General features: G+C 72.8%; 3 protein-coding genes. All 3 read left to right on the top strand.

Going from position 1 to position 2354, the window contains the following annotated elements; translation table 11 throughout:
* The first annotated feature begins 6 nt into the window (after nt 1-6).
* The 3 genes from GTW67_RS11855 (at nt 7) to GTW67_RS11845 (ending at nt 2294) form a co-directional block, all read left to right on the top strand.
* Complete coding sequence (locus tag GTW67_RS11855; RefSeq protein WP_161164767.1) at nt 7-1263, top strand: C39 family peptidase; 1257 nt, start codon at nt 7-9, stop codon at nt 1261-1263.
* A 149-nt stretch (nt 1264-1412) separates the two neighbouring features.
* Entirely contained in the window at nt 1413-1553 is a 141-nt protein-coding gene (locus GTW67_RS11850; protein WP_161164766.1) for an SCO1431 family membrane protein, read from the top strand.
* An 81-nt stretch (nt 1554-1634) separates the two neighbouring features.
* Nucleotides 1635-2294, top strand: coding sequence for a TetR/AcrR family transcriptional regulator (locus tag GTW67_RS11845; RefSeq protein ID WP_161164765.1), 660 nt, complete (start codon nt 1635-1637; stop codon nt 2292-2294).
* Nucleotides 2295-2354 lie beyond the last annotated feature (60 nt).

Here is a 2354-nt window from a genome sequence, read left to right as displayed (position 1 = left end):
GGCACCGTGTCCGCGGACCCCGACCGCGCCCCCCGCCCGGTCGACTACCGGGCCTGGACCACGTTCCACGACTGGCGGGGCGGCACCGCGCGGGGCGCCCGGCCCGTCGCCGGCGCCCGGCCCGGCGTCGTCGTCGGCACCCCGGCCGGCACCACCGACTACACCGACCCGCACACCGGCAGGACCGCCGCGTGGGAGTACGCCACCTGGACGTCGCCCGTCCACCGGCTCGCCGTGCCCGCCACCGAGGTCATCGCCTCCTGGAACGCCCACACCCCGGCCGGCACCTGGATCCAGGTCGAGCTCCTGGGCACCTACTCGGACGGCACGGACACGCCCTGGTACGTCATGGGCCGCTGGGCCGCCGACGACCAGGACATCCGGCGGACCTCGGTCGACGACCAGAGCGACGGCAAGAGCAGCATCTGGACGGACACCTTCTCGATCGACGACGCCTCCACCGGCCTGCGCCTGGCCTCCTACCGGCTCAGGCTGACCCTTCACCGCCGCCCCGGCACCCGGGCCACCCCCACCGTCTGGCGGCTCGGCGCCATGGGCTCCGACATCCCCGACCGCTTCACCGTCCCCGCCTCCGCTCCCGGCCTCGCCGGCGAACTGCGCGTCCCGCGCTACTCGCAGGAGATCCACAAGGGCCAGTACCCGGAGTACGACAACGGCGGCGAGGCCTGGTGCAGCCCCACCTCCTCGCAGATGATCGTCGAGTACTGGGGCGGTCGGCTCACCAAACAGCAGCTCGCCTGGGTCGACCCGTCCTACGCCGACCCGCAGGTCTGCCACGCCGCCCGGTACACGTACGACTTCCAGTACGCGGGCTGCGGCAACTGGCCCTTCAACGCCGCCTACGCGGCCACCTTCCCCGGCCTCCAGGGCGTCGTCACCCGCCTCGGCTCCCTGACCGACCTGGAGACGCTGATCGCGGCCGGCATCCCGGCCATAACGTCCCAGTCCTTCCTGGAGAAGGAACTGACCGGGGCCGGATACGGCACCTCGGGCCACCTGATGACCGTGATCGGCTTCACCGCCGACGGCGACGTCATCGCCAACGACCCCGCCTCGGACGACAACGAGGCCGTGCGCCGCGTCTACAAGCGGCGCGAGTGGGAGAACATCTGGCTCAGGACCAAGCGGTACAACGCCACCGGCAAGGTCGTCTCCGGCACCGGCGGTGTCTGCTACCTGTACTTCCCGGCCCACCCGAGCCCCCGCCAGCGCAAGGCGCTCGCGGCGGTGGGCGTGCGCTGACACCCGCACCGCCCCGACGGCCCCCGGCACGCACCACCGCCGGGGGCCGTTGCCTGTGACCAAGGTCTCCGCCGCAAAAGCCGCCGACGGTGGCAAGGTGGACAGGGTCAGTGGGGGAGCCAGCAACCGTCCGAGGTCAGCGAGAAGTCATGAGCGCACACACCGCCACCGCCGCCCGCGTCCGCACCGGCGGCCCCAAGGACGACGGCCCGAAGGCCCTTGAGCATGTCATGGGCTGGACCCTCGTCGTGGTGATCGCGATGCTCGTCGTCCAGCTCGGCCTGCTGTGACCTGACCCGCGTGTGACCTGCCCCACGACCCGGCCTGGCATACTGCGGACTTCCCGCCGCCCGTAGGAGACCAGGGTCGAATTGAATATCAGTCAACAGCGTGCCGCCGCCCGCCCCCGGGCGCGCGGCACGGAGCGCTCGCTGGCCCGCCGTGCCGAACTCATCGCCATCGGGCGCAGGTTGTTCGCCGACACGTCGTACGACGCGCTCTCGATGGACGACATCGCCCGCCAGGCGAATGTGGCCAAGGGGCTGATCTACTACTACTTCCGGTCCAAGCGGGGCTACTACCTGGCCATCATCCAGGACTCCGTCGCCGGCCTGGTGACCACCGCGGCCGGCGGGACCGAACTGCCGCAGGTGGACCGCGTCCACCGCACCATCGACGGCTATCTGCGCTACGCCGAGCACCACCAGGCCGCGTACCGCGCGATCGTCAGCGGCGGCGTCGGCTTCGACGCCGAGGTGCACGCCATCCGCGACGGAGTGCGCGAGGCGATCGTCGAGACCATCGCCGAGGGCGCGTACGGCCGTCGCGACATCGGCCCGGTGGCCCGCATGGGGCTGCTCTCCTGGGTGTGCGGCGTCGAGGGCGCCACCCTGGACTGGATCGACCGTCCCGGACTGCCCCGCGAGACCATGCGCGACCTGCTGGTGAAGACGCTTGGCGGCGCCCTGCGCGCCGTCGAGGAGCTGGACCCGGCCCACCCGGCCCCACCGCCCGCCCGCCGGGACGCCTGACGCGGGGGCGGAGGCCCGAGCCGGCCTCCGCCCCCGCGCCCCCCGTGGGCCGGTCAGCCG

Origin of the sequence: Streptomyces sp. SID5910 (assembly GCF_009862125.1) — a bacterium.
Classification (GTDB): Bacteria; Actinomycetota; Actinomycetes; order Streptomycetales; family Streptomycetaceae; genus Streptomyces.
Note: the sequence above shows the minus strand (reverse complement) of the source record. Positions and strands in the feature narration are given on the sequence as shown.